This is a genomic window from Acinetobacter lanii, assembly GCF_011578285.1.
Taxonomy (GTDB): domain Bacteria; phylum Pseudomonadota; class Gammaproteobacteria; order Pseudomonadales; family Moraxellaceae; genus Acinetobacter; species Acinetobacter lanii.
In genome coordinates this window covers 568,954-592,321 of record NZ_CP049916.1, presented here as the reverse complement: position 1 = coordinate 592,321, position 23,368 = coordinate 568,954, and the positions used below count along the sequence as shown (strand labels likewise).

Annotated in this window: 18 protein-coding genes and 1 riboswitch; of the genes, 10 read left to right on the top strand and 8 right to left on the bottom strand. The window is 40.3% G+C overall.

The window, feature by feature from the left end:
- Positions 1-212: 212 nt before the first annotated feature.
- From G8D99_RS02775 to G8D99_RS02755, 5 genes are all read right to left on the bottom strand, one after another.
- The gene (locus tag G8D99_RS02775; RefSeq protein ID WP_166322421.1) at positions 213-2,615 is read right to left on the bottom strand and encodes a glucose/quinate/shikimate family membrane-bound PQQ-dependent dehydrogenase; all 2,403 of its coding nucleotides are present in this window, start codon (positions 2,613-2,615) and stop codon (positions 213-215) included.
- 157 nt (positions 2,616-2,772) lie between these two features.
- Positions 2,773-4,062 (bottom strand): carbohydrate porin, encoded by a 1,290-nt coding sequence (locus tag G8D99_RS02770; RefSeq protein WP_166322419.1) that lies wholly within the window; start codon positions 4,060-4,062, stop codon positions 2,773-2,775.
- 255 nt (positions 4,063-4,317) lie between these two features.
- A complete protein-coding gene (locus tag G8D99_RS02765; RefSeq protein ID WP_166322417.1) occupies positions 4,318-4,830 on the bottom strand; it encodes a DUF1543 domain-containing protein in 513 nt (170 codons plus the stop codon).
- Positions 4,831-5,252: 422 nt separating this feature from the next.
- Positions 5,253-6,497, bottom strand: coding sequence for a tryptophan synthase subunit beta (gene trpB / locus G8D99_RS02760; protein ID WP_166322415.1), 1,245 nt, complete (start codon positions 6,495-6,497; stop codon positions 5,253-5,255).
- Positions 6,478-7,122 (bottom strand): phosphoribosylanthranilate isomerase, encoded by a 645-nt coding sequence (locus G8D99_RS02755; protein WP_166322413.1) that lies wholly within the window; start codon positions 7,120-7,122, stop codon positions 6,478-6,480. The genes trpB and G8D99_RS02755 overlap by 20 nt, the downstream gene beginning before the upstream one ends.
- 158 nt (positions 7,123-7,280) lie before the next feature.
- Positions 7,281-7,488, top strand: a riboswitch (cobalamin riboswitch).
- Positions 7,489-7,524: 36 nt separating this feature from the next.
- Between G8D99_RS02755 and G8D99_RS02750 the strand changes: the two genes are divergently transcribed.
- The 8 genes from G8D99_RS02750 (at position 7,525) to G8D99_RS02715 (ending at position 16,382) form a co-directional block, all read left to right on the top strand.
- Complete coding sequence (locus G8D99_RS02750) at positions 7,525-9,372, top strand: TonB-dependent receptor plug domain-containing protein (protein ID WP_166322411.1); 1,848 nt, start codon at positions 7,525-7,527, stop codon at positions 9,370-9,372.
- 90 nt (positions 9,373-9,462) lie between these two features.
- The gene (locus G8D99_RS02745; protein WP_166322409.1) at positions 9,463-10,041 is read left to right on the top strand and encodes a cob(I)yrinic acid a,c-diamide adenosyltransferase; all 579 of its coding nucleotides are present in this window, start codon (positions 9,463-9,465) and stop codon (positions 10,039-10,041) included.
- Between the two features lie 48 nt (positions 10,042-10,089).
- Positions 10,090-10,803 (top strand): glycerophosphodiester phosphodiesterase, encoded by a 714-nt coding sequence (locus tag G8D99_RS02740; protein WP_166322407.1) that lies wholly within the window; start codon positions 10,090-10,092, stop codon positions 10,801-10,803.
- A gap of 431 nt (positions 10,804-11,234) precedes the next feature.
- Complete coding sequence (locus G8D99_RS02735; RefSeq protein WP_166322405.1) at positions 11,235-12,401, top strand: acyl-CoA desaturase; 1,167 nt, start codon at positions 11,235-11,237, stop codon at positions 12,399-12,401.
- A gap of 150 nt (positions 12,402-12,551) precedes the next feature.
- Entirely contained in the window at positions 12,552-13,997 is a 1,446-nt protein-coding gene (locus tag G8D99_RS02730) for a protein adenylyltransferase SelO (protein WP_166322403.1), read from the top strand.
- 100 nt (positions 13,998-14,097) lie between these two features.
- Complete coding sequence (locus G8D99_RS02725) at positions 14,098-14,709, top strand: L,D-transpeptidase family protein (protein ID WP_166322401.1); 612 nt, start codon at positions 14,098-14,100, stop codon at positions 14,707-14,709.
- Between the two features lie 24 nt (positions 14,710-14,733).
- Entirely contained in the window at positions 14,734-15,105 is a 372-nt protein-coding gene (locus G8D99_RS02720; RefSeq protein ID WP_166322399.1) for an MmcQ/YjbR family DNA-binding protein, read from the top strand.
- 59 nt (positions 15,106-15,164) lie between these two features.
- Entirely contained in the window at positions 15,165-16,382 is a 1,218-nt protein-coding gene (locus tag G8D99_RS02715; protein ID WP_166322397.1) for a hypothetical protein, read from the top strand.
- 67 nt (positions 16,383-16,449) lie between these two features.
- On the opposite strand, the gene G8D99_RS02710 is transcribed toward G8D99_RS02715, so the two are convergent.
- The 3 genes from G8D99_RS02710 to baeS form a co-directional block, all read right to left on the bottom strand.
- On the bottom strand, positions 16,450-17,802 hold the full coding sequence (locus tag G8D99_RS02710; RefSeq protein ID WP_166322395.1) for an amino acid permease: 1,353 nt from the start codon (positions 17,800-17,802) through the stop codon (positions 16,450-16,452).
- Positions 17,803-18,033: 231 nt separating this feature from the next.
- Positions 18,034-18,720 carry a response regulator gene (locus tag G8D99_RS02705; RefSeq protein WP_166322393.1) on the bottom strand — a complete coding sequence of 229 codons (687 nt, stop codon included), beginning with the start codon at positions 18,718-18,720 and terminating at the stop codon, positions 18,034-18,036.
- Between the two features lie 11 nt (positions 18,721-18,731).
- Entirely contained in the window at positions 18,732-20,387 is a 1,656-nt protein-coding gene (baeS, locus tag G8D99_RS02700) for a sensor histidine kinase efflux regulator BaeS (protein ID WP_166322391.1), read from the bottom strand.
- Positions 20,388-20,519: 132 nt separating this feature from the next.
- Here baeS and G8D99_RS02695 point away from each other — a divergent pair, with 132 nt between their 5' ends.
- Together G8D99_RS02695 and G8D99_RS02690 are read left to right on the top strand one after the other, a co-directional pair.
- Positions 20,520-21,164, top strand: coding sequence for a hypothetical protein (locus G8D99_RS02695; protein ID WP_166322389.1), 645 nt, complete (start codon positions 20,520-20,522; stop codon positions 21,162-21,164).
- Positions 21,165-21,464: 300 nt separating this feature from the next.
- Positions 21,465-23,267 carry an acyl-CoA dehydrogenase C-terminal domain-containing protein gene (locus tag G8D99_RS02690; RefSeq protein ID WP_166322387.1) on the top strand — a complete coding sequence of 601 codons (1,803 nt, stop codon included), beginning with the start codon at positions 21,465-21,467 and terminating at the stop codon, positions 23,265-23,267.
- The last annotated feature ends 101 nt before the right edge of the window (positions 23,268-23,368 follow it).

The window sequence follows — 23,368 nt, the reverse complement described above, 5'->3', positions numbered from 1 at the left end:
TTACATATTTAATAGCGGTTTTATTGATAAGACACCTCAAACTTCACTGATATAAAGGCTTTGCCGGATTTTGATGATCTATGCATGTGATTTGATTATTTTATCGATTATTTAGCAGTTTTTTTCATATCAAAATAAACACAGTATGCTTTTCAATGAGACAAAAAAAAGCCTGACGAATCAGGCTTTTTTTTAATTAAGTTAAGACTTAATTATTTTTTCTCAGGAAGTGCATAAGCCACTAGAGAGTCACCCATTTTGGTACCGAACGAACCGTGACCACCCGCCATGATAACAACGTATTGTTTACCATTTGCTTCGTAAGTCATAGGAGTCGCTTGACCACCCGCAGGAAGACGACCTTTCCAAAGCTCATCACCGTTAGTCACGTTGATTGCACGGATATAGTTATCTTGTGTACCACCAACAAACATTACGTTACCCGCAGTTGAGATAGAACCACCCAACATTGGTACACCCATTTTGAATGGAGGTAATGGAATACCAGGCATACTGTCAGAAATTGTACCGATACGACGTTTCCAAACAGTTTCGTGAGTATTTAAGTCAACACCAGCCACGAAGCCCCATGAAGGTTGTTTACATGGTAAACCGAATGGAGATAAGAACGCACTGATCTCAACACCGTAAGGCACACCGTACATTGGTTGAACACCAGCTTCAGTACCCGCACCTTTCGCAGTTTGCTTACGGTTTGGATCTTGTGGGATCAATTTAGTTACGAATGGTAAGCCAATTGGGTTCATTACAGCGATTTGACGGTCTGGGTTAACAGACATACCGCCCCATTCGAACACACCTAAGTTACCTGGGAATACCAAAGTACCATTTTCTGAAGGTGGAGTGTAGATACCTTCATAGTTCAATTTGTGGAAGTATACACGGCACATTAATTGGTCAAACATAGTGGCACCCCACATTTGTTTGTCAGTTAATTTCTCTTTTGGCGCCATGTCGAAATCAGAGAACGGTTGAGTTTTAGAGTAGAACTCACCTTTAGTCTGTGGACCACGTTTTACAGATTGTGGAACAGGTTTCTCTGTAATCGGCACAATTGCTTTACCGTTACGACGGTCTAGAACAAAGGCATTACCTGTTTTAGTCAATACATAGATTGCTGGAACAGTTTTACCGTCTTTGTCTTTAATATCAGCCAATGTAGGTTGTGACGGTACGTCCATATCCCACAAATCGTGATGTGTAGTTTGGAAGTTCCAAACCAACTTACCAGTAGTCGCGTTGATTGCAAGCATAGAGTTTGCATAACGCTCATCTAACTCAGTACGGTGACCACCGAAGATATCCGGAGTACCTACACCTGTTGGAACATATACGATGTCTAGGTCAGCATCATAAGCCAATGGTGCCCAAGCGTTTGGTGAGTTGTGTACAAATTTTTGACCTGGAGCAGGGATCGCATTTGGATCTTCAGCACCTGTATCAAATACCCAAAGAAGTTCACCAGTATTTACGTCGTAACCACGGATAACACCAGATGGTTCTTCAGTAGAATAGTTATCCGTTGTAGAACCCGCGATAATAATCGTAGTACCTGTTACAACTGGAGGAGAAGTTGGGATGTAACCACCTGGGTAAGGGAATGGCATGTCTTTTTGAAGATCAATTTCACCATTTTTACCAAAGTCAGAACATGGTTTACCAGTTTGTGGATTAACCGCAACTAGACGACCGTCGTTCACAGGAAGAATAACTTTTTGAGGACATTCAGCAGAGGTTGTTTTCTTCGCAGCTAAGCTTGTTTCGAAACCAACAGTGTTGTTTGCATCATAGTAAGACACACCACGACAAGTTAAATGTTGATAAGTGTTATCAGCACGTAACTTAGGATCGTAAGTCCATTTCGCTTTACCAGTAGCAGGATCAAGCGCAGTCAATTTTTGGTGAGTTGTACAGATGTACATGTTATCACCAACTTTGATTGGCGTTAACTGATTGGTTGTCTCACCAGAGTCGTTTTCAGTTTTGAATTCGCCAGTGTGGTATTCCCACGCAACTTGCAAATCTTTAACGTTATCTGAAGTGATTTGTTTCAACGGAGAATAACGTAAACCAGACTGAGTACGACCATATGCAGGCCAATCTGCATCTGCTACACCTGGGATTGGTTTAGCAGTTTCAGGTTGTTGAGATTTTAATTCACCACGAATTTCTTGTGGGTCATTAAATACTGCATAAATCATGACAAGAATGGTAATTGCAAGAGAACCAGTCAATGCAATTTTTCCGCCTTTTGCACCATCAAAACCGCGAGTAACCGCAGGAATCAATAACAACAGACCGAAAACACCTAAAATGTCTAAACGAGGTGCCAATGCGAAGAAGTCAGAACCTACTTCCCATAAGCCCCAAACCACTGTACCTAAAACAAGTACAGCATAAACAGTTAGTGCAGAGCCTTTAAGCTTTTGCAATAAAACTGCAGTCACGATGAAGAAAATACCTGCAATGATGTAGTACCAAGACCCACCAAGAACTGCAAGATAAATCCCTCCAATCAGCAATACTAAACCGATAATTGCAGCAACCACTGCAAGAATCGTTTTAAGTACTGAACCTGATGCTGGAGTGCTCATATGAACCACCTATAAAAGATTCTTTGAAAGCCTATACCCAACCACTGTATAGGCACCATATAGTTGTTTAAATGCGAATGACCCAACCACTTGAGCATGCATCTCATAGAGATGCATCACTACGCTCAATCAAACACGGGAGTCCACACTTAAAAAACTAGAATGCTGTGTTAAATTTAATACCACCTACCCATGCATCATTACCATGACGGTAACCACCGACATGATTGACGTATTGGATATTTGGACGAACAGTTAACCAATTTGCGAAATGAATACCGTAGTAAAGCTCGACGTTGATTTCATCACTTTGATAACCACGACCATACTGGTCAACATAACCAATACTATCGTTATGACGATTAACGTTATCACCTACTTTAATACGTGACACACCAATCGCCAAATCATCTTTAGGACGTGCATCCATCATACCGACGTAACGCAAACCAATATTTTGCATATCAGTAACAGCATTGGTTTTACTGTCCATAAACGCTAAATTCATGAAACCAGACAAACCACGATTTACATCACCGTGATGCGTGGTAAATTGTTGATTAGCAACCAACCAACCACCCTGTTTATTGCCACGCTTAGATTCATCAACCACTTGTTTCACATTAGCTGTGCTGTAGTAGTAACCTAAACGATATTCACCAGGAAGTTTGCTTGCACCAAATTTTGGTTGCCATACTGCTTCAACCGGAAGGATCACACCTTTACCGCCATCAAAGCTCATATTGAAACCTTTACCACGGTTATCAATATTTTCTGGGTTATATTCGTAAACACCAATTTGAGTGTAGAACTCAGGTGTCCAGTTATATTTGAAACGCGCAGCCCAAACACTGACTGGCCAGTTGTACCACTGGTCGCCTACATAGTCACCAATTTGAGAACCACAAAGGGATAAGTTTGAGAAGTTACATTCAAAACTATTGAAGTCCTCCCCCTCACCCATACGACCGACTTTAATATCTAATTTCTGGTCAAAGAATTTTTTCTTGATCCAAAAATCAGTTAAACGCCAAGTTTGACCTCGCCCCCAAACTTCTTGCGCAGCTGTTTGATGACCATCTAATGCATCAGACGTACGAGAAAGTGAATCACCCATACGTTTAGTGACGTTAATTTGCGCTTCAGTGTCTTTCCAACCTGCGATTTTTTCTAAATCGAAGTGAGTGCCTAAAACAATTTGATCAGAATATTCAGCACCATGTGTAGAATCAATTTTTGATGAATCTAATAGTGTGGCAAATTGACCACCGTAGCCAAAATTAAAGTCATAGCCTTTTTCTTGGAGTTCAGTACGTTTACCGTTCCAATCACCAAACATCCACTGGCTTTCAGTGCTGAAAGCATCATCTGCATGTGCAGCAGAAACAGCCAAAATGAAGGTTGCTAGGGATGCAGAAACCGCCTTAGATAATGGGGAGAGATACATAAAATGACGACCTAAATCATTGTGTACAATGTGTGTAGGTTACGCCGATTTTGTGTAACTTCAATAAGCAAATTCCGATCGAATTGCTAAGTTATTTTTTTTAATACATTTTTTTTATAAAAAAAATTTTAAAAAACGAAAATTCCACCTCTAAAATTGCTGAAGAAGTGATCAAAAACGAGGTAAGTTTAATTATAACGTACAAAAATTAAGCGATATTGTGCTGAATTTTGACAACAAACTTAGATCTAAAAATTAGCTTAAAACGATATAACAATTTTCCCAATAAGTCGGCTGATAATCAGCCTCGACTAAATACACATAACGGCCTTGAATTTGATCGATTTCAAAACAGTCATCAACATCAATCACAGCATCCACATGTTGCTTCTGCCATTGCTCAGCAAATTGAGCTTTACTATATCGCTTTGCCATGGCCGGGTTTTCCGCAACCACCAAGCTATATCGGTGAAGTTCACCAAATTGATCTGGATGATAACCACCCAAATTAATCAAATATAACTTTAGGTCTGATGGTCGAGGTTGAGTATTTGAAAATTGGATTTGATAATGCTGCCCTTCATGGCTCACACCATGAATTTCAGACCAAGCATCGATATGCAAGCCTTTCGACTCAGCAAACCACGCTTGCTTGAGTTGAGGATAGACATCCTCAAGAGAACTACCGACTGCCATTACTACATCGTGAACTTCAGTAAACGCATTTTTATGGCGTCCGCCGAGCATCACCATATATAGATTTGACACATCAACCCCAAATTTTCAAAACAACACCACATCATATAAAGGTCAAAAATCAGAAATATTGATATCAAAAAAATAAATATCCATATTCCATTTATTTGATTTATGGCACCATAAATACGATTTATATATATGACTGGAATTAGCCCGTAAACGAGTATACCTGATTTTTTCAAAAATAGTATACGACTTAAGTTATATAATAGTATTCGTTGATCAATGGATTCAAATCATCTGCATAAAATTAATCATAAATATGCCAACAATGGTAAAATTATAATTTAAATAATTTGCCATTTCCTTGCGACTTTCAGGTATTAGACTTAAGTTTATACACAAGATCGATAAAAATGCCTTTTAAGCTAGGACCGCCAACTTAAAAGGCAAAATCTATCTTTCATATTTAATTTTGTATTTTATTGGAATTACATATCGACCATTTCCACCCCATCGATGCGAGCAACAGTCATCAAATCTTTATCACCACGACCAGATACTGTCGCAATGATAATTTGATCTTTATCCATGGTTGGGGCAAGTTTAGTTACATAAGCCATCGCATGTGAGCTTTCCAAAGCAGGAATAATCCCTTCAATATGGGTTAAGTCACGGAAGCCTTGTAATGCCTCATTGTCATTAATCGGTACATATTGCACACGATCCATATCTTTTAAAAAGCTATGTTCTGGACCTACGCCCGGATAATCCAAGCCTGCCGAAATCGAATGGGTTTCAATGATCTGACCTTGTTCATCTGACATGAGATAAGTGCGGTTACCATGAAGCACACCCACATGACCCGCATTTAATGGCGCAGAATGTTTGCCTGTTTCAATGCCATACCCCGCTGCTTCCACACCATACATTTTTACATCTTGATCATTCAAGAATGGATAGAACAAGCCCATCGCATTTGAACCACCACCTACACAAGCCACAAGGGCATCAGGTAGACGTCCCGCTTGTTCTTGAATTTGTTTACGTGCTTCACGACCAATGATCGATTGGAAATCACGCACCAATTGTGGGTATGGATGTGGACCTGCCACAGTACCAATCACATAATAGGTTGAATCGACATTGGTGACCCAATCACGCATCGCTTCGTTCATGGCATCTTTCAATGTTTTAGAACCACTTTCTACAGGCACCACCGTTGCACCAAGTAAACGCATACGGTAGACGTTCATGGCTTGACGTTTGACGTCTTCTGCGCCCATGAACACCACGCATTCCAAACCTAATCGTGCAGCAATGGTTGCTGTCGCCACACCATGCTGACCCGCACCAGTTTCCGCAATAATCCGTTTTTTACCTGAAAGTTTCGCAAGAAGCGCTTGGCCAATGGTGTTATTCACTTTATGTGAACCGGTATGGTTTAAGTCTTCTCGTTTTAAATAAATCTGTGCACCACCCAACTCTTTCGACCATCGCTCAGCATGATACAGAGGACTCGGACGCCCGACGTAATAGGCTAAGTCACGATCAAATTCTGCAAGAAACTGCGCATCATCTTTCATACGGAAATAGAGCTTTTCTAAGTCTTCTAAAGCCGCCATCAGCGTTTCCGACACAAAACGTCCACCGTGAATACCGAAATGCCCGTTTTGATCTGGGAATTGGGTATAGTCGATGGTTTGACCGTTTTGGTTATTGCTTTGCTGATCCACGTTGGACTCCTTGTATAAAGCGTTGCATGAGTTGTTGGTTTTTAATACCTTTTGCCGACTCTACCCCACCGCTGACATCCACTGCATAGGCTTGGGTGGTCCGAATCGCTTGTTCTACATTTTCAGGGCTTAAACCGCCTGCTAAAATTAATGGAATATCGAGTTTTGGAAATACGTTCCAATCAAATGAATGGCCTGTTCCACCCTTCAGCTCAGGATGCCAAGCATCAAGCAGCATAGCGCTGGCACCCATAGCTTGGTATTCAACAATTGTCTGAATAATATCGATACCCGGCTTTACTTGAATGGCCTTATACCAACGGCGCTTAGTCGATTGTGCAATGCGCTGACACTGCTCAGGCGTTTCATCACCATGCAGTTGCAATACGTCTAAAGGCACTTGCTCTAAGACTTGATTAATTTCATCTGCAGTTGCATTAACGAATAAGCCGACCACTTGCACATAGGCAGGAATCTGCTCAACCAAGGCTTTGGCCTGCTGTATGCTGACTGCTCGTGGACTTGGGGGATAAAACACCAAGCCGATGGCATCGGTTCCACTTGCCACAGCCGCTTGAATATCTTCGATTCGAGTTATACCACAAATTTTTGCGCGTGTTCGCATTCTGTCTCAGCTCAAGTTCTATGCGCATGAAAAATCAAGTTATAGATATTCTTGAGGTTTGAGTCAAATTATTCTGTTGTATTTTTTAATCAAACTTAAAGGTTGACTGCATCTGGCCTTAAAACACACATTGTTTATAGGCAGTACAAACCTTATACTGCGCCCAAATTGCGACAAGTTTAAGCTTTGGCTTAGGGAAGTTGGTGCAAGTCCAACACTGCCCCCGCAACGGTATAAATGAAAAACCACGCTTTATAAACCTTAGGGTTTACACCACTGCAGCGATGATGTGGGAAGGTGGCGTGGCAAATAAGTTTTGGCTTATTGCATTGTAGTCCGGATACCTGCTTGTCGTGTTCATTAACTCAATCATTCACGTGGGGTGAATGTATGGAGCAAAACATGCAATTTCTCTCTCAGCCTACCGCTTTGGTAGGCGCGATCGCGCTTGCGATGGGTTTTTCTACACTCACATCTGCACAGACTGTTGAATCCACAAATAATGTCAATGCAAAGCTAGACACCTTAGTGGTCACAGCAACCCGTTCAGAAGAAAAGATTGAAAATGTGCCTGCACGTATTTCCATTATTGAACCACATATTTTAGAACAATCTCCAATTGCAGCATTACCTGATCTTTTAAAAACAGATCCAAGTATTAATGTCGTTCAATCAGGTGGATATGGTCAGCAAACCTCCATTTTTTTACGTGGCACCAACTCTAACCAAACACTAGTTCTACGCGATGGTGTACGTTTAAATACGGCAACCACTGGCTCTGCATCACTTCCATTTCTAGATACTACTGACCTCAAACAGATTGAAGTGCTTAAAGGTCCTGCTTCTGTTTTGTATGGGACGGATGCAATTGGTGGTGTCATCCAGTTTGTTTCTAAAACCCCTGAAAAAACGGGTGCGTTTATCACAGGTGAAATGGGTGAGAATAAAACCTATAAATCAATCGTAGGTGCAGACTTTACCGAAAATGATATTTATGGCCAAATTCGTGGTCAACGTGTAGAAAGTGATGGTACTGCGGTATTTAATAAAAATGATTTGCGTAAATACAGCTATGATCAAAAAGGGATGAGTGCCAAACTTGGTATTGAAAAAGACAATTATGCGGCATCGGTCGACTATAGTGAAAATGAGGGTAACAACGAATACAACAATTGGGGAAGTTTCGCGAGCCAAGACTTTAAAAATGAAATCATTAATCTAAAAGGTCGGGTTAATGCAACCAAGAACTTAGAAATTAATGCTCGTCTTTCTCAATTCAAAGATGACTTAGACCAGCTGGGGTCGACCAGTTTTGTGCATAGCATCACGCAAGAAGCAGAGCTCTACGGTAAATGGCATTACACTCCACATCAAAATATTTTAGTGGGTGTCACCACACGTAATATTGATGCCGTCACGCAAGACATTAATGAAGATATCAATTCTACAGGCTACTATATTCAACATCAGTACCAATCTGATCAGCTCAATACCCAATTGGGTGTTCGTGTAGAAGATAATGAAAAATTTGGTGCACATATGGTCGTACAAGGTGCAATCCGCTATCAAGTCCTGGATCAAACCAGTATTTATGCAAACATTGGTTCAGCGTTTAAATCACCCACCTTGAATGATCTCTATGCTTATGGTGGCAATGACCAACTTGATCCTGAAGAAAGTATTTCTTATGAAGTCGGTTTTGATCAGCAATTGCCATTTAATATTAAAATTGGTGCTTCTGCGTTCTACACCAAAGTCGATAATCTAATTAATTCAGTCTGTGTAAAAGATTGCGATGGTGACTGGGTCAGCATTTTCCCTGTTTATCAAAATTTAAATGTTGATAAAGCCTCTATGCATGGTGGTGAATTCAATGCTGCTTGGCAAAATGACCAAATTTTCCTTAATGCTGGATACATCTACGTCGAATCACGTAATGATGAGGATCACAGTGAACTGCTCCGTCGTCCACGCCAATCTCTGAGTATTAGTACTGGTATACAAAATCAAAATTATGGCTTAAGCGCATCTTTGGTCGCTAAATCGAAAGCCAAAGATTTTGCACGTGATATTCCAGGCTATATGAGTATAGATTTAAACAGTTACTGGAATCTAAACTCGCATATTAAATTATTCAGCAATATTCAAAATATTGGTGATGTGAAATTCAAAACTATTCACAGCGGTGGTGATCAATACTATGTCAACGGTGGGCGTCAAGCCTCTGTCGGCGTCACTTTTAAATACTGATGTACAGCTTAAAAAAACTCAGGATAATGTCTATAAGACATTACCCTTTTTTTATTGCATCTCAATTTTAAACTTTCATAAGGAATACCCATGGGACACCGTTTAAGTAAAATTTATACCCGTACAGGCGACTCTGGCACCACAGGTTTAGGTGATGGATCACGTGTCGCAAAAGATGACCTACGTATTCATGCCTTAGGTGATGTCGATGAACTCAATTCATGTATCGGTTTATTACGTTCACAAATTGCTGTCAGCACTATTGAAAACAAAGCCAAATGGGATAAATCTTTAAGCCTGATCCAACATTGGCTATTTGATTTAGGCGGTGAAGTCTGTATTCCTAATTTCAATATGGTTCTACCTGTTTCGGTTGAATTTCTCGAAAATGAAATTGATGAAATGAATGAAACCTTGCCGATGCTGAAAGATTTTATTCTCCCTGCAGGAACACTGGCATGTAGTTATGCCCATCAAGCGCGTTCAGTGTGTCGTCGTGCAGAGCGTAGCTTAATGACAGTACATACACGTGATCAAAATATTCAAGCCACTTCCCTGCAATTGCTGAATCGTTTGTCTGATTGGTTATTTGTCGCATCACGTACTCTACAACATGCAGAAGGCGGCACTGAAGTACTGTGGCAAAAAAATATTAACGACACGATTTAAACAGCACTTTATAATGCATTTTAAAATCATCTGCTTTTGAGTCATACAATGCGAATCATTGGTCATCGTGGTGCACGTGGTGAAGCTCCTGAAAACACCTTAGGTGGCTTTCGTTATATTCAAGACGTAGGCATTCGTGCGGTCGAATTTGACGTTCGCCAGCTCAAAGATGACCAGTTGATTATTATGCACGATGACCAGTTTTTACGAACGACCGGTCAATCACATGATTTATATGCATGTTCAACTGCAGATTTACAGGCTTTTGATCAGGCCTATATTTGGCAAGATTGGACAGACTTTGAAATCACCCCGAGCCTTCAAGACTCCCTTCAACTGATGAAAAATTTCGAACATATTGAGGTTGAGGTCAAAGCAGTTGACAGTTTAGATGAAGCCCAGCATTTGGTTGAGCATTTACAACAGGCTTTAACTGGTTTTTCAAATTCAGCAGTAATCACCAGTTTTGATCTTAAAATTCATCAGGCTTTACAACAGCAACAATCAACGTTTAAACGTGGGCTGTTGATTGAAGATGAAGTGGGTCATCAAGCGATTGATCAGGCACTTGAGCTGAACTGTTGCCAAATCGGCTGGAAAAATAGTTTAGCGACAGAGCAACTGATTAAAGATACGCTCGAACAGGGATTAAATGTCAGTGTTTGGACAGTCAATGAGATTGAACGTGCAAAACAACTGCGTGATTTAGGCATTCAAGGGTTAATCACGGACTTTCCGAAAATGATGTCGCAACATCTATAAGATATTCAATTTAGAATTTTACTGCATGGCAGAAAACTCAAAAATAAATTCGAAAATACACTAAAAATTACTTTTAATTCAGCGAAATCAATCATGTAAATTAACACACTTAAATGCTCAATAAATACACTGAATCTACCTATAGATTCATGCCAAAATAAAACATCAACTTCACTGTTTCTCTATCATTGATTGTTAGAGTGACACGATATCGTTGTTGTGCAGGTTTGGATGTTTTTAAGACGATAAATCCAATGAAAAAAGAATTTATTCTGTTACTGTTGAGTTCAATACAACTGTACAATAATGCTAGTGAACATTTGTTCGCTCATGCTAAGATGCCAAAAGTTTAATCCCTATAAAAAGTAGTAGATTAGGCTTCTATTTATACCTTGATCAACCTTGAAAAGGTTCTAGGAGTGCTGTTGGAGATGAATGCTCCCCTACCCAAAGCCCCAATTAACTGGATTGCAGTTTTCGCATTGGTGTTTATCCCTATTGTTGCACTGATCGCTATCCCGCTTTATGCCATGAATCATGATTTTAGCGCGGGTGCATGGATCAGTATGTTCGTTTTACTCGGCGTCAGTAGCTTGGGGATTACGGCAGGTTATCACCGCTTATGGGCACATCGTGCGTATGAAGCGACGACCCCTTTAAAAATTCTGTTAATGATTATGGGGACCTTTGCGGTTCAAAACAGCATTCTGTATTGGGCATCTGGTCACCGTACCCATCACCGTCATGTCGATGATGTGGAACAAGATCCATACTCGATTAACAATGGTTTTTGGTACGCGCATATTGGTTGGATGCTCCGTGACTATCCTGCTGCGGAACCAAACTATAAAAATGCACCAGATTTGTTAAAAGACAAAGTGGTAATGTTCCAAGACAAATATTACATTCCCTTAGTTGCGGCTGTACATGCTGCGATTCTAATCCCTGTCGGTTATTTGGTGGGTGATATGTGGGGTGTGATGTTATTGGGTGGTTTAGTCCGCTTGATTTTGAGCCATCATGTGACGTTCTTTATTAACTCTTTATGCCACATGTGGGGCAAACGTCCATATACCGACGAGAACACTGCACGTGACAACTTCTGGCTAGCGATTGCGACTTGGGGTGAGGGTTATCATAACTATCACCATATTTTCCAATACGATTATCGTAATGGCGTGAAATGGTGGCAGTACGATCCAACCAAATGGTTGATTTGGACGTTCTCTAAATTCGGTTTGGCGAAAAACCTGCGTCGTATTCCAAGCTTTAACATCAAGAAAGCCGAATTGGCGATGAAGTTTAAATATGCGCAGCAAGACCTTGCGGTGTATGGTCATAACATGACTGAAGATATTGCAACTGCGAAACTGCGTATTGCTCAAGAATATGATGCCTTCTCTCAAACCCTAAATGATTGGGCAAAATTGAAAGAGCAAGAAATTCAAGCCAAAAAAGCTTCTGTTGCTGAAAAGATTCATCAAATGGACAGCAAACTAAAAGATGAGTTCCATCAAGTTGAGCTGCGTTTGTCGCAACACCGTGAAACTTTAAATCAGTTGATGCGCAATCTTAAAAAAGGTGCCGTTTCAAACTAATCTAGTTTTTCATCCATATATAGACAAGCTCCTCCGGGAGCTTTTCTTTTGCTTGAAAATACATGTTTGATTGCATTTAAATGAAAGCCACATTCTTCTGTACTGAACTTTGCTATAGTGAAAACAGCTTTCTAAACGCTGTATAAGATCATGCAATTTAATTCTCACTACAATACTCTAAGCCCTAAGCTTTACCATCATCAGCAACCTCTCCCACTCAAAGGGGCAAAAGCAGGTCATTTTAATATAGCCTTGGCCAAGCAACTGAATTGGTCTGATGAGGATATACAGGCTTGGGTTGAGATCTGTAGCGGACAAAAAACCTTTGCTGAATTTGAACCCTTAGCGATGGTCTATGCAGGTCATCAATTTGGTCAATGGGCAGGTCAATTGGGTGATGGTCGTGGTTTACTGATTGCTCAAATTTTAGATAAAAATCATCAAACCATTGATCTGCATTTAAAAGGGGCAGGTTCAACGCCTTACTCTCGTATGGGTGATGGACGTGCCGTGTTACGTTCTACGATTCGCGAATATCTGGCAGGTCATGCACTCAATTCCTTAGGTGTGGTTTCAAGTAATGCGGTTGGATTCACCTCTTCCGATCAAGGCGTGCAACGTGAAAAGCTAGAACGTGGTGCCATGATGTTACGGACTTCAGATTGTCACATTCGTTTGGGACATTTTGAATGGATTAATCAGTACCAAGGTGACTTGCTTACTGAATTTACGCAAAAATGTATTGAGTGGCATTACCCGAAATGTCTAGAAGCTGAACAACCAATCTTAGCTTTTGCTACGCAAGTGATTCAAAACACTGCGGTGATGATAGCCAAATGGCAATTGGTGGGTTTCGCACACGGCGTGATGAATACCGACAACCTCAATATTACAGGCTCAACGCTCGACTTCGGTCCCTATGGTTTTATGGAACGCTTCCGCCCGAATTGGATCAATAACCATTCCGATCATCATGGACGTTATACCTACCAACAACAACCAAGTATTGGGCATTGGAATCTATGGAATTGGCTAAATAATCTAGTGCCTCTATGCCCTGCTGAATTCGATAAAGAGCAATGGAAAGACGCACTAGCCACATGTTTGGAGCACTATGAGCCTACCTTCCTAGAGCATTACAAAATGGGCTTAAATCAAAAAATGGGACTGCCGTCTTTCCATAAAGACAGTTTTGATTGTGCCATGGCTTTCTTACGGATTTTGCAAAGCGAGCAATTGGATTACACCCAAAGTTTTATCCGTTTGCAAAACAAAGAATATGAAACCATTAAAGATGATTGCTTAGACCGTCGTGCTTTTGAAAGTTTCTTAAGCCTGTATGACAGCATTCGTAAACATCAGGATACTGCTGAATTGGATGCGGAAATGCAGAAGGCTAATCCTCACTATATTTTACGTAATCATATGGCGCAGAAAGCCATTGAATTGGCAGAGGCTAATGATTTTTCTGAGGTCGATCGACTATTTCAGCTTCTCAGTCAGCCCTTCAAGAAGCAACCTGATTTAGAGCAACCCCAAGACCTTGGACCATTACCCAGTGATGTGCCAGAAGTCATGGTGAGCTGTTCTTCATAAGCACATTTACACGGTGCTATAACCATCGCAATGTCTGTAGAACTTAAACTGTCTACAGACATTTAAAATAATAATGAATCTTTGAATGTAGCTACTCAAAATGCATAACAATAAAAATCTCTTCTGGCTTATATTTTCTATTATTTTTATGGTGATTCTCGTGATCGCTTATAACAAGTACAGTCAATTTATTCCCACATCAGCAGAAGCCTTAACACAAGATCAGACCTATTCTTTGAATGCTGTAGACATTCAAAACATTCGACAAAACAGCCCAATCACGGACATTCATGTTTATAAAGCGAAACGCCTCGTTCAACTTCGACATGATACTCAAATCATACGCAGTTATAGCATGCGTTTGGGTTTCGATCCGATTGGGCATAAAGTTCAAGAAGGTGATGGTAAAACACCTGAGGGACACTATGTGATTGATTGGCGCAATCCCAATAGCCAATTCTATAAATCACTACACATCTCCTACCCCAATGCAGAAGATAAGAAAAAAGCACAAGATTTAGGGGTTTCCCCTGGAGGTGATATTATGATTCACGGTTCAGCGAATCACCAACAGCTCAAGGCCTTGCCTCAGCTCATGGATTATTTACCGCAAAAGGATTGGACTTGGGGATGTGTTGCCGTTCGTAATACAGATATGGATGAGATTTGGCAATTGGTCGATAATGGCACGCCGATTATGATTTACCCTTAACTCGAATAAAAAGGATTGGCTGATATGCATGGAGATGAGATTCAAAAACTCGCGCTTAAAGTTGCGTTAAGTCTGCCTGAAACCACATTAAGTCAACCTTTTGGTGTTGGGTGTGATGTGGTCAAAGTCATGGATAAAGTATTTCTACTCTCGACGCAATATCAACAACAGCTTTTGGTGAATTTAAAGTGTGATCCAATCTATGCAGATGAATTAAAAGCACTCTACCCTTCAATTCGAGCGGGTTATCACATGAATAAAAAGCATTGGATTTCAGTATATGAAGGTGAACATATTGATGCTTTATTGATTGAGGATTTGGTGAAAGATTCTTATGCGTTGGTGGTCAAGAAAATTGGCAAAGTTGAACGTTTAAGAATTCAGTTACTTAGGTAGTACTGATTTTTTGCACAAGCTTAATAATTAAATATCAGACAAAAATAATTGGATCAAATATGAAAAATAAAGAAATTTGGATAGAAGAAAACATACTTCACTATAACCATTTCAACAATCTAGAAACGCTAGATATTGATCTCATGAAATATGCTTATGTACATATTTTAGGAGGTATACCGTATTTATATATTTTTTCTGACACTGAGCATTATATTTCAACAGAATTAGATGACTTTAATCATGTCTATCGTGAACTTTCTCAAATTTTCAATTTTGACGATGAAACTTTCTTCACTATCTCAAAAAACAGAATAGAAAATGAAAAAGTAAAAATTTGGAGAAAGAACTTTGCTAAAAATTATCAATTTTTAGAAGGTGATTTTCAAGATGGTGATTTTGGCTATGAAATTTATACCGAGCCAAAACAAATGCTATCGTGGGATACAACTTATAATGAATTAGAAACTAAGGGTTATATTGAATATTACACTTCTAGTTATGGTACCCAATATGCAAGATTCAAATATCCTGTCAGGGTTGAAGATATTCTGATTAATCAACTTGAACTCTATGTGGATAATGTTATTCGCAATCGACCGATTCAAGAATTTTACGTAGACCTATATGACAATACACATTCTGACCAAAGTTACAAAGAACTTCGTGATTTTTGGTTAAATGAAGATATCGATGTTGATGATTTTGGATGGGAAAGAGATGACCAATGCTATTTAAGATTTCAATTTGCTGAAGGGATAGCAGCATCTATTCGTTATGACTATGATGATGAATCCACCTATAGTGATGGGAGTACATCATTGCATTTCTACAATGAAAGACCCTATGAACATTTTTTAATAAATGAAAATTATGAAAAAATCATTGAAGTCTCTGAATTACTACCCTTTGATAAATCCATAGAAATTAATTTAAATCATATGGAAAATGATTCAATCAAACATATACCAATCATGATAAAAAATTTACTAAGGGATAACAGTGGAATATGGTTCGATCGAAAAAATCAAAAAGTTGGATTTTCAGGAACTGATACAGCCCTGATTCTTAACAATGAAAATATTAAATCATTTACAGTTATAAATTATTTACCCGGTAGAGGACCAGGATATTCACAATTAACAGTTAAAACAAATGATGCAGATAATTTAGATATATTTACCGCCGATACGCATTTCTTTGATTCATATGTACAGCCTTTAAGAGAGATAACAGGTAAAGTCGTCAATATTCCTGAAGCCTACTACAACGATTAAACAATTAAAAAGCCCAAATGACATCATTTGGGCTTTATTGATCAATACTGATTTAAAGATAGACTGTTTAAGTCCTTTTATTTCGAAGCTTAAACACACCAAATAACACCGCTATCCATACTGGCAACATCAACACCGACAACATAAAGCCTTGCGTCCACATGATGTATAACAACATCAACATAAACGCTAAAACCAAATAATTGGTCAATGGTGCAAATAGCGCAGGAAACTTGCTTTGAATCCCCTGTTGTTTCATGGCTTGTCTAAATTTTAAATGAATTAAACTGATCATGATCCAGTTCAATACCGCAGCTGCCACCACCACATAAATCAAATAACTTAAGGCTTTTTCAGGCAAGAAGTAATTCAGCAACACACAACCAAAGATCAATAATGCTGAAAATAGAACGGCTGCGATCGGAGTCCCATGCTGATTCACACGCTTAAACACTTGCGGTGCATTGCCCTGTTCTGCCAAGCCCAATAACATGCGACTATTGGCATACATACCGCTATTACAAACAGAAAGTGATGCCGTCAAAATAATAAAATTCAGTAAATGTGCAGCCCAAGCAATCCCCATCTGACTAAAAATCATCACAAAGGGACTATGGTCTAAATCCCCCAATTGCAACTGATTCCATGGCACCAACGACAGCAAAACCGCCAATGAACAAATATAGAATAAAAATACTCGAATCACGGTTTGATTGATGGCTTTCGGAATATTCTGATCCGGATTTTCCGTTTCTGCTGCGGTCATGCTGATCAGTTCAATCCCCCCAAAGGCAAACATCATAAAGGCCAGCATATAAAATAAGCCTTCAAAACCATTTGGGAAGAAGCCACCATGTGCCCATAAATTACTGATCGAAACAGTCGAACCCACATCGGCAGTAATCAGCAAATACAGTCCAAAACCAATCATGCTGACTATGGCGATCACTTTAATCAGAGATAACCAAAATTCAGACTCAGCATAAAGTTTTACATTGGCTAAATTGGCAAGTGTCACCACCACAAAAAAGAACAGTACAGATCCCCAAGCAGGAATATGAGGCCACCAATAATTGATATATTTACCAATGGCAGTGAGCTCGGTCATCGCCACCAAAATATAGAGAATCCAATAGTTCCAGCCGGTGAGAAATCCTGAAAACTTACCCCAATATTTAAATGCAAAATAACTAAATGAACCTGTCACGGGTTCATGCACAATCATTTCACCCAATTGGCGCATAATCAGGAACGCAATCAAACCACCCATCAAGTAGCCCAAAATAATCGACGGGCCCGCAGACTGGATAATATGTGCTGAACCTAAGAAAAGTCCTGTACCAATTGCACCGCCCATGGCGATGAGTTGGATATGACGATTCTTCAAACGGCGCTGAAGTTTGGGCGTCTCGTTGTTCAAAGCACACTCTCATAGTCAATAAAAATAGGGATTGTAATCGCTTCGAGCGCTCTCACCTAGTCTAGGCAATACGAACAACCCGTTTAAATGAGAGAGATTGGTTTGATTATCATGAGTTTAAGGGTTTAAAGATTTGATTTAAATACATTAAAAATCTATTCAGTATTTAAAAATTTACATAAAAAAAGCGAATGGCTCACGCCATTCGCTCTATTTGAAGATATTTACATATCAATCTTCAGGATATTCGAAGCGGTAGCCTACGCCATATACAGCTTGAACCCATTCATGACGATTCCCAGTTTCCGCTGCATCTGAAATCTTACGGCGTAAATTTTTAATATGGCTGTCAATGACACGGTCTGCCACATCAAAGCTGTCCGGGTTAATATGGTCAAGCAATTGTGCGCGTGAATACACCTGCCCCACATGCTCTAAGAACAATTCCAATAAACGGAATTCAGTTGGGGTCAAACTTAAGGATTTTTGTTGATACCAAATGCGTTGTTGCGCTTTATCAATGCGGAATAAATTGCTTTCTTCAGGTTCAGCCTTACGCTCTAAACGACGTAAAACTGCTTGCACACGTGCCACCAATTCTTTCGGGCTAAACGGCTTACACAGATAGTCATCTGCACCCATATTTAGACCTAGCACACGATCAATTTCTTCAGTCCGTGCCGTCACCATAATGATCGGTAAGTCGGACTGCTCACGCACCTTACGGCAAATGGTTAAACCATCCATACGGGGCACCATCAAGTCCAAAATCATTAAGCTGGGTTTACGTTGTAAGAAGCTGTCATACGCTTCTTGACCATCATGAAACATACTGACTTCAAATCCAGCCGCTTCTAAATAGTCTCGCACCAACTGTGCAAGTTCAACTTCATCTTCAACCAGCATCACATGCTTCATGTCTTTTCCTTTTATGCTTTAGACTGTTTTGGAAAGGTCAATTTGCAACGCAAACCACCCAATGGTGAATGATCAAAAGTGAGCGTACCACCCAAACCTTGGGCAATTTTACCTGACAATGCCAAACCAAGCCCTGTTCCGCCGGTGCTACGTGTACGCGAATCATCCACACGGTAGAAGCGCTGACCCAATTGTGTCAATTGTTCATCCGTCAGTCCTAAAGGACTGTCATCGACAATCACACTCCAATTGTGGGCATCTTGTTCAGTATGCACTTTCACTTCACCACCTGCTTCGGTGTAGCGAATGCTATTGCCCAGTAAATTAACCATAATTTGTTTAAAACGATCTACATCTAATTGTAAATGTGTCCCCTGGCCTTGTGCTGAAATGGTCAAATCCGCCTGATCAAATTTAGGTTTAAAGTTTTCAATCTCTTGTAATACCACATCCCACGGATCGGCCTCAGTGAAATAGAAATTCAACTGCTGTGCTTCGGCTTGCGCCAAGTCAGCCAAATCTTGGGTCAGTTTTTTCAAACTGCTGACTTGACGGAGCATGGAATCAAAATGTTCAGGCGTCGGTTTACGAATCCCATCCTGCATCGCTTCAATCTGTGCCTGCAATACGGCTAAGGGGGTTTTGAGTTCATGAGAAGTATCGGCCACCCACTGACGACGTGAATTTTCATGCTGATCTAAAATCACCGCAAGCTGATTAATCTCAGTGGATAAATCACCCAATTCATCATTACGATTGACTTTGACTTGATGTTGAAAATTGCCTTTGGTCAATTCACGCGTCGCATTTAATAACTGTTGAATCGGCTTTTTAAAATAAGTTGCCAACAGTAAAGCCGCCACCAAACTCGCCATTAAAGTCAGAATATAAATCAGCAATAAATAACGCTTTTGATTACTAAAGAAATTAATACTCAAGGCATCATCTTGATCCAATACGGGGCGTAAACCCAAATATCCCACGATTTGATCATTGACCATAATCGCTCGATACGACACTGGATTCTCCGATGGTTCACCTAAAATAAACTGTTGTTTCGCATCATAAAGTGACAGTCTTGCGCTCAAGCCCAAATGATCTGCCATTGAAATAAACAACTTCTTACCCTGTTGCTGCTCTGAGGTTCTCAAACTCGAATTACGGTTATCGCCATTTTTGTCGGCATTGCGGAATTGATTTTGATTGGCACTGAGCGGAAACTTCAAGCCCTCAAACGGTCGATAAGGTGACGGCAAATTTTCCTCAAGAACTTTAAGTTCTTGCTTATTAATGGTTTGAGATTGTTGGGCTTCAATCTCACTCATTAAAGTATGTTCTTTAAAATAACGCTGCTGCTGCGCAATATCATACTGACGGCGTAACCACCAACGCGACAACTTGTCATAGTCATCCGGTGCTGCCTTACCTTCAATTTGCAAAATTTGCGCTTGAACTGCATTGCCCCAGTCTTTATATACGCCATATACACCACCTAAATTTTCAATCAGGTGATCGAGTTTTTGCATTTCAACATCTGCAACATATTTGGCAAAGTTTTTTTGCATCGTCCAATGCAACACACTTAAACTCACGGTGGTAATGACCAAGGTGGTCAATAGCACGGTTAAAAATAAGCGAAGTGCAATGGGCACACGGCGTATCTTCAAAACGGGTCTCACATTTTCTTCTCATTTCAGCATTGTAACCAACACTTCATAAAAATACTCTCCATTGTTTCTACATCATTATTATTTATTCTTATCTCATTGAAACCAATACCAACTTCGGGGATGTAAGCAATGAATACCATGTCTAAAATCGCAATCTTGACTGCAAGTGTTCTGAGCGTTGGCGCTTTGACTGCTTGTCAAACCACAACCGCTCCGAAGGATGCTAAAGGTGCGCATCAATTTGATGGTCGTCACGCCGATCGTATGGATCGTAAAATGTCACCAGAACAACGTGAAGCGTTTAAAGCACGTCAAGAACAACGTAAACAGGCTTTTGAGCAAATCAAAAAAGCTTGTGATGGCAAAGCTGTCGGTCAAGCGGTTCAAGTGAAATTGGGCGAGAAAACTATCGACGGTAGCTGTGCCATCCACTTCAAAGCCGACCGTAAAGACATGCAGGAAAATATGAAAAAAATGCGTGCTGAGCATCACCCAATGAAAGGTGAACACCGTCCAATGCGTGGTGATATTAAAAATGTTCGCACTCAGCATGAGCCTTTAACTGATGCAAAACGTGCTGAATTAACTCAAAAATTTGAGCAACGTTTAGCTGAACGCCAAGCACGTCAGCAAGCGATTGCCAAAGCATGTCAAGGTCAAAGCAACGGTAAAGCGGTACAGATTAAACTTGGCGAACACACTGTAAATGGTCAATGTGAAGTGCGCTTCCAACCGAAAGCGCCTATTGCACCGACAGCACCTAAAGCGGCTTAAGCAAAGAAGCTTTTAAGATGTTGAAAAAAAGACGCATTATGCGTCTTTTTTTTGTTTGATGGTTTAAAATGGCTTTTGACTATTTGTTGCATCATTAAGTAACAAAATATCTATATAGTCTAAATACTTAAAACACTTCGTATTTTTTTCTTTGACTTTACAGTCATTCAGAAACACCTTTTAAAACTTGTACCTCGCCTCAAGATATTGCACGATGTAGATGAACATAGGTGTCGCTGAAGACACCACCCTTTTTATTAGGATTATAAATCTGGTTTAACCAGTATTGAGGAACCCGATATGCCACAATACAAAGCGCCCTTACGTGATATGCAATTTGTTTTGCATGAATTATTAAATGCTGAAGAACACTTCACAAAACTCCCTGCATTCCAAGAAAACGTAAGCCGTGAGTTGTTAGATCAATACTTAGAAGCTGCGGCTGATTTCTGTGAAAATGAATTATCTCCACTCAACCAAGTCGGTGACCGTGAAGGTTGTACGTGGAATGATGGTGTCGTTACGACGCCGACTGGCTTTAAAGAAGCGTATAAAAAATATGTAGAATTGGGCTTCCCATCATTGGCTGCTGAAGAGCAATACGGCGGTCAAGGTTTACCCAATTCTTTAGGCATTATCGTGTCTGAAATGATTGGTTCTTCAAACTGGGCATGGGGCATGTACCCAGGTCTGTCGCATGGTGCAGTACGTACGCTTGAGCATCATGGTTCTGAAGAACAAAAAAATACGTATCTACCAAAATTGGTTTCAGGTGAGTGGACAGGCACCATGTGTCTTACAGAATCACATGCAGGTTCTGATTTAGGCATTATCCGTACCAAAGCTGAACCGAATGGTGACGGTAGTTATGCGATTTCGGGTGAGAAAATCTTTATCTCAGCGGGTGAGCATGACATGGCGGACAACATTGTTCACATCGTTCTTGCACGCTTACCAGGTGCACCGAAAGGCACCAAAGGTATCTCACTGTTCATCGTACCGAAGTTTAACCTCACTGCTGACGGTGAAGTGGGCGAACGTAATGGCGTACGTTGTGGTTCAATCGAGCATAAAATGGGGATCCATGGTAATGCGACCTGTGTGATCAACTTTGACCGTGCCAAAGGTTTCTTGATCGGCCCTGAAAACCGTGGTCTAAACTGCATGTTTACCTTCATGAACACTGCACGTATTGGTACTGCTGTACAAGGTCTATCTGCATCTGAGTCATCTTTCCAAGGTGCGCTTGCATACGCCAAAGATCGTTTAGCAATGCGTTCACTTTCAGGCCCTAAAGCGCCAGAAAAAGAAGCAGATCCAATTATCGTGCATCCTGCTGTACGTAATATGCTGTTAACACAAAAAGCATTTGCTGAAGGTGGTCGTGCCCTTGTATATGCTTTGGCTCATCATGCTGACATCGTAGAACACGGTCAAACTGAAGAAGAACGTAAATATGCAGACAATCTATTGTCGCTATTGACGCCTATTGCTAAAGCATTCTTGACTGAAGCAGGTTCAGAAGCTGCGAAACATGGTGTTCAAGTCTTCGGTGGTCACGGCTTTATTTCTGAACACGGCATGGAGCAGATCGTACGTGATACACGTATTGCTTGCTTATATGAAGGTACAACAGAAATTCAAGCATTGGATTTGCTTGGTCGTAAAGTTCTGCAAACCCAAGGTGCAATGTTAAAAGACTTCACCAAAATCATCCATAAATTCAATGAAGCAAACAAAGACAATGCTGATTTGAAAGAATTTGTTGAGCCATTGGCTGCGCTGAACAAAGAATGGGGTGATTTGACCATGCAAATTGGTATGCGTGCGATGCAAAACCCAGATGAAGTGGGTGCAGCAGCAGTCGATTACCTGTACTTCTCAGGATATGTGACTTTGGCATACTTCTGGGCACGTATGGCTTTGGTTGCACAACAAAAATTGGCTGCAGGTACATCTGAAGTTGACTTCTACAATGCGAAAATTACCACAGCTCGCTTCTACTTCAAGAAAATCTTGCCACGTGTACGCGCTCACGTTGATGTGATCTCTAGTGGTTTAGAGCCATTGATGTCTTTAGATGCTGAACATTTCGCATTCTAATGCGTGATAGTCAGTACATGTAAAAAAAGAAAAGGACGGTCATAGATTTGGCAGTCCTTTTTCTTTATAAAAGAATGATAAATAAAGTCATACCATTAACC